Origin of the sequence: Methanolobus halotolerans, from assembly GCF_004745425.1 — an archaeon.
Lineage (GTDB): Archaea > Halobacteriota > Methanosarcinia > Methanosarcinales > Methanosarcinaceae > Methanolobus > Methanolobus halotolerans.
In genome coordinates, this window is the sequence record NZ_PGGK01000021.1 from 21907 (window position 1) to 28547 (window position 6641).

Sequence of the window (6641 nt, forward strand, 5' to 3'; positions counted from 1 at the left end):
GTTCTGTTTCCGGGTTATCAGATACCCGGAATGTGTACTGTACTATCGAAATTGTTGTTCTCGAACACAAGGTTACTGCCGCTGGAGATTATCTCCAGGCCTTTGGTGGAACCGGATATTGGTTTCATTTCTGTTATGCTGTTACCTTTCACAAGTATATTGTCGGTATTTTCCAGGTTGATACCTGTTCCGCCGGCACCGATGATGTTATTATTCTCAACGACTGCTCTCTCTACGCTCTGCAGGACTATAGCGCCGTCATCTGACACAAGCCAGTTATTGACATCAACAAGAGTATTGCCTGAAACGATCACTCGTGATATGGGCTTAAGGACAGTTCCTCCATGTCCGCCGATGACATAGATTCCAGAATCCTGTTTCTGGCCGTTTGTGTAACCCTCAATGTAGTTACCGGTGATCTTCACGCCCTGCAGGGTCTGTGAGTAGCTGCCATCGCTGGTGCTGTGAGAAACAGCTATTGGTATCTTCACATCTTTTATCGTATTGTCTTCGATGTAAATATTATTGGAACCGTGGCTGTCTATACCTTCCCACACGGGATTGTTCTCGATGTGGTTGTTCCTGATATAGATGTATTCCGAATACTGGTAAGAACTGCTTCCTTTGGCAACGGCAACACCGTATGAATTGACATTGATCATTTTGGTGTTGATGTCCTTGAAAGTATTGTTCTCAACGTATACGTTGCTTGACTGCTTGCCTATCATAACGCCTGCATAACCGAAATCCAGGAACTCGTTGTCCCTTATTGTTATCTGTTCGTTAGTGTAGGATGGCGAGTTGACATCAAGGAATACGCCGTAATCCCTGAAGTTGGTGAATGTATTGCCTTCGATAAGGCAGTTGTTACTGTTCTCGAATTCGATGAGTCCGACTCCGCCGGTTACCGGAAGATAGGACTGGTCAGGGTTGCTGAATTCGAATCCTCTGATTGTAACGTTAGTAGCACTTGTTATGTTGAAGATACTGTATCCTCTCAGTACTGCATCGCTGCCTACCAGTTCAGTATTTGACTTCAGTTCAATTGCTGAACTGATCATATATGTTCCGGAGTTGAACAGGATGGTACCTTCATCAACAGCGTTCACTGCAGCCTTTATGGCTTCTACGTCGTTATTTCCTTCGTATATCAGTTCTCCTTCATCTGTGTGAACGAGTGTTGTGGTGGTGTCTTTGGAAATGCTCACTGTGTAGTTAATCCCTTCATTGCCGGTGGTGTCGGCCGCTGAAGAAATTGCTGTCCCCAGGCTTAAGCCCAGGAGCAGACAAACCAATAAAAGGCTTGTAGTTTTTCTTCTATTAACCATTTTAGACCTCTCAACTATTGAGTGTTTAATAAGCCGTTTTTTGATTATGTGGGTCAAGCTGTCAAAAATAAGTCTATGGGTCGATATATCCTCTTGAAGAAAAGCACGGGTAACACTATGGGGATAGTGCTCGTTATTTCATCATGGGGTCGAGTGGGGGTAACTGTATTTTGTGACGAGCTCCTCGATAATATACTTTACAGTATATATATGATTGCAGACCCAAAAAAGGGTTTAAGTTAACTTGAAAATCCTTTTTAAGGCTTTTTAGAGTTGCCTTAAAGAAGATATATAAGTCCTGATGCGGATATTCAGGTTGTATTTAAGTAGTTTCAGAACTTACATCGGTTGTTCTGTTCACTTCCTTTATGTACCTAAAGCAGAAGGCTCCTTCCCCGGCGCGTAGCAGTCAACAGACAGTCATGTGGGCCGGAATATCAGAAAAAAGAGATTTTTAATCATGTGTATGACTGCCGAGGTGTAGGGTAGAGAAAGCCCGCGTATTTTAGGCGTGGGAGCACTCACCAGCTTTAAGCTGTAAAATAAAAATAGCCGGTTGAAAGGTCATATGGCCCGTCAACCGTTGTTCATATCAGTTCATTACTACGTTCAGAGTATCTGTATCCTGTTGTCCGTTAGTGTCGGTCACTGTCAGCGTGACCATGAATCTGCCGGTACCTGGGAAAATGTAAGATACCCTTTCTCCGGTAGCATCTTCCTGGATACCGTTAGATGCATCGAAGTCCCATGAATATGAGGCTATGCCGGTATCATCGAGGGATCCCGTGGCATCGAATTCAATACCGCTTTCCGAAACAACGGATACGATTCCCAATATGGCCACAGGGGGCTCATCAAGGCTCGTCTCTGTCTCATCCTCTATAGGGTCTGCGGTCTCTTCAGGAGTTTGAGAACCATCATCTTCAAAGACTGTGTTGTTCTCAACAACAGCATTCGGAACATTGTGCAACAAAACAGCAGTCTCCTCTGACAGCCAGTTGTTGCTGTCGGAGATGTTGTTACCTGAAACAGTTGCTCTCAGGTAGGCTTTGCTGACAGTGTCGGCGCGGTTGTTCCCGCCGGATACGGTGATGGCTGAATGCTCATCCTCTGCAGAGAAGTTGCCCTTGATCTGATTACCGCTGACTATAAGGTCATGCAGGGGTACCGGATACCTGTCATCATCATTTACATGGGCGACGGATATTGGTATCTTACAGTCTGTGACCTCATTGTCCTCGATAAAGAGATAGTTGGCTCCATGACTGTCGATTCCTTGCCATCCTGGATTATTCTCGATGGTATTGTTCCTGATGTAGATGTACTCGGAATACTGGAAAGTGCTGCTTGCCTTGGCAACAGCGATACCGAAGGAATGCACATTCAGGTCATTGATATCGATATTCCTGATGGTGTTGTCCTCAACAACTATGTTCTTTGCCTGCTTTCCTATCATAACACCGGTGTAACCGAAATCCAGGAACTCGTTGTTCCTTATGGTTATCTCCTTATTATGGTCGGATGCGGATGAGGCTATGATGTTTACTCCGTTGTCCCTGAAATTGGTGAAAACGTTGTCTTCGATAAGGCAGTTCTCACTGTTGCGGATATCAATGAGGCCTGTGCTGCTGGCACGTGCCGTATATTCCTCATCAGGGCCGCTGAAGGTAAACCCGTGGATAGAGACATTGGATACATCCCTTAGCTGGAATATATTGTATCCCTGCAAAGTAGCATTTTCCCCGATCAATTCAATATCTGACTTGAGGGCTACAGCTGAGTTGATTGAATATGTACCTTCGTTGAAGGTAACAGTTCCCTGCTCAACTGCGTTGACTGCAGTACTGACAGCTGCATCATCGCTGGTTCCGCTGTATATAACTGTTCCCTTACCGGTTTTGACAACTGTGGTATCTGCATCCCTGGAGATGCTGATATTCGAGTTGGTCATTCCGGGATCACCGGATATCGGTTCGATAACAGTCTCATCTGCATCTCCCGGTGCACGGGGCTCGGGCGGAGTAAGTGGCGGATCGACTGTTGATGTGGCCGGTGTGGTGTCAGTAAGAACATTAAGGCTCAAAGAACCTCCGAACTTTGACTGCATCTCGTTCACCAGCGTTGCGCTGTATGTATAACCGGAGTTTGCAAATCCGTGATTATCCACAGAACTGCCATACTTATTGTCTCTGATGGTCGTGCTGAAGCTCTTCCTGACAGCTGACATCTCTATGCCCTTTGTATAGCCTGATATCTGTTTAAGACTCTGGATGTCGTTATTCTGAACGACCAGATTATCAGCGTTCAACAGGTTGATGCCAGTGCCTCCAACACCTATTATGCGGTTGTTATCAATGATTCCGCCGTTGACGTCCCTCAGGACTATGGCTCCGTCATCGCTGACCAGCCAGCTGTTCACATCCATGATGGTATTGCCGGAGACATTTATGTTTGTGTATGGCTGAGCATAGTTGCGCGCGCCCAGAACATGTATCCCTGAATGTTGTTTGTCCGGAGAGTCCATGTTCCCTTTCACATAGTTCCCGGTAATCACTATATCGTGGACGGGCAGAGGATATGTCCCCTCATTGGTCTGGTAGGAGACGGCGATTGGCACTTTACAGTCAATAACTGTGTTGTCCTGGATATAGACATGGTTTGCACCATGACTGTCTATGCCTTCCCATACAGGATTGTTCTCTATCCAGTTGTGCCTGATATAGATGTGCTCCGGGTGCTTGTAAGAATTACTTCCTTTAGCAACAGCGACTCCATAGGCATTTCCATTCACTTTCCTGGTATTGATGTTCTTGAAGGTATTATCCTCCACATAAATGTGATAGGATTGTTTCCAGATCATAACACCGGCATAACCGTAATCAAGGAACTCATTGTTCCTGATGGTTATCTGCTCGTTGCTATGGGACGTGGAACCCACGGCCACATTAACACCATAATCCCTGAAATTGTGGAATGTATTGCTTTCTATGAAGCAGTTCTTGCTGTTCATGATATTGATGAGGCCGGAGCTGCTTCCAACAGACCCGTACAACTGGTCAGGACCGGTGAATTCAAATCCGCTGATCTTGACATTTGTCGCACCACTTATCGTGAATATCTTGTAACCTTTAAGCACAGCATTGTTCCCGACTAACTCGATATTGGACTTCAATGACACAGGTGAGCTGATCATGTATGTCCCTGAGTCTATCAGGATAGTACCCTGGTTTATAGCATTAACTGCGGCCTTTATGGCTCCTACGTCGCTGTTTCCGTTGTAGACCACCGCTCCTTCACTTGTCTGGACAAGTGTTGTACCGGAGTCCTTAGAAATGCGTATTGTGTAGTTAGTTTCTTCAGAGGCGGTGGTGTCAGCCGCTGAAGAAATTGCTGTTCCAAGGCTTAAGCCCAGGAGCAGACAAACCATGAACAGGCTTGTCGTTTTTCTTGTAACATCCATTTTTTGACCTTCTCAACTTGTGTTTTTCATTAAAAGTGTTTTTTGATGGTAATTTAGGTCGACCTGTCCAAAACATGTGCATGTGGTTTACCATATTATTAAAGTAACCTGGAATAAAATATTATTCCAGACAATGGCTTTATACGAATAATATGATATATTTCATGACATATTGTGACAAGCTAACGGATAGTATACTTTAAACTATATATATGCTGTCAGACATAAAAAAAAAGCGAAGTTGATCCGAAATTGTTTTCCTGACTCCTCTGATCAGAGATTTAGTGATAATTATTGATGACTTTTTATAAAAAATTTATTCGCAGTTTCAGCTTTCCTGAATGTATGGTTCTGCCTGCATGATTTCTGGCAGTTAATACTTCTTTTCAGAAAAAGAAGCTCGTTAATCCCTTTTTTACAGCATTCCGGTAATACGCGTGTTGTATGTTGACACGAAGCTATCTTCAAACGTTCAGCGCCACATTCCCGGCGGACCTGCTTACTCTTCTGATATATTTAAGACTTTTCTGCTCTGAGATATCATAAAAGTCGGGCCTGTAGAAATATAATTCCGGTCAGATAATGCTGGAAAATAGAAAAGTTCGCAAATAAAAAAGTTCGGCTGACAGGTATGACCTGCCAACCGGTGATTCAGCTTCAGTTCACGACTACTAGTAAACTGTCTGTGTCTTGTTGTCCTTTTGTATCAGTCACAGTCATTGTGACCTTGAATCTGCCCGGGACCGAAAAATCGTGTGATACGACTTCTCCGGTAGCCTCTTCCTGGATGCCGTTAGATGCATCGAAGTCCCAGGAATATGAGACTATGCCGTTGTCATCGGTAGATCCTCCACCGTCAAAGGTGAGGCCGTTCCCTCCGGGAACGAACCTTATAGCAAGTTTAGCTACCGGATATGCGTCCTCTTCATCGTTAGCTGGAGAAGCTTCGGTTTCCGGTTCACTGGGGGTTACCAGGTCCATGCCTCCATTGAGAGTATAGAACTTTGATGTGTCCTGGTTCATCAGGTTCACCTGGTATGTATGCCCGAACTTGGAATGTGAATAGGCATTGTACGTTGCAGAACCATCGAAGGTGTTGTTGATCAGTATGATTATGTTATCCTGTACGATAGGAAGCATCTTCACGCCGATCACATCACCTGCGATCTGCTTCATGTTCTTTATTTCGTTATCCTGCATGACCACTTCAGTGGCATCCTGCAGGTTAATGCCTGTTCCACCTGTTCCGGAGATGTCATTGCCTTTAACGACAGCATATTTTACGTGCCTCAGTACAATCGCACCGTCATCTGACACAAGCCAGTTGTTGACATCAACAATGGTGTTGTCGGAGATATGTGCTTTTATATATGGCTGGACCACTGTTCTGGCACTGTTGCGTCCACCGAGCACGTAGATGCCTGAATCCTGCTTTTCAGCAGAGAAATTGCCTTTCAGATAGTTTCCTTTGATAGTTACATCATGGACGGGCACAGGGTATTTTCCATCGTCGTTTATCTGAGCGACTGATATTGGTATCCTGCAGTCTATTATCTCATTGTCTTCAATGAAAAGATAGTTTGCTCCGAGACTATCGATACCTTCCCACACGGGATTGTTCTCGATAGTATTGTTCCTGATGTAAATATACTCGGAATACTGGAAAGTGCTGCTTCCCGGGGCAACTGCAACACCGTAGGAGAGCCCGTTTAGCTTTCTTGTATTAATGTCTTTGAACAGGTTGTTCTCAACATATACATTACTTGCCTGCTTCCCGATCATAACACCAGCGTAACCATAATCGTAAAACTCGTTGTTCTGTATGGTTATCTGTTTGTTAGAACTGGTAGCTG

The 6641-nt window shown here is 44.6% G+C and carries 3 protein-coding genes; all 3 read right to left on the reverse strand.

Annotated features, from left to right (window positions below; genetic code table 11):
• Positions 1 to 17: 17 nt before the first annotated feature.
• Positions 18 to 1328, reverse strand: a complete 1311-nt coding sequence (locus CUN85_RS12355; protein ID WP_135390619.1) for a right-handed parallel beta-helix repeat-containing protein — start codon at positions 1326 to 1328, stop codon at positions 18 to 20.
• 592 nt (positions 1329 to 1920) lie between these two features.
• Positions 1921 to 4788 carry a right-handed parallel beta-helix repeat-containing protein gene (locus CUN85_RS12360; protein ID WP_135390620.1) on the reverse strand — a complete coding sequence of 956 codons (2868 nt, stop codon included), beginning with the start codon at positions 4786 to 4788 and terminating at the stop codon, positions 1921 to 1923.
• 657 nt (positions 4789 to 5445) lie between these two features.
• Positions 5446 to 6641, reverse strand: a 1196-nt coding sequence (locus CUN85_RS13460; RefSeq protein ID WP_235856335.1) for a right-handed parallel beta-helix repeat-containing protein, incomplete at its 5' end; no start/stop codon positions are given.

What these genes read in the sequence shown, in the direction of transcription:
- CUN85_RS12355 (WP_135390619.1), bottom strand. Translation starts at nt 1,328, where the DNA reads ATGGTTAATAGAAGAAAAACTACAAGCCTTTTATTGGTTTGTCTGCTC.
- CUN85_RS12360 (WP_135390620.1), bottom strand. Translation starts at nt 4,788, where the DNA reads ATGGATGTTACAAGAAAAACGACAAGCCTGTTCATGGTTTGTCTGCTC.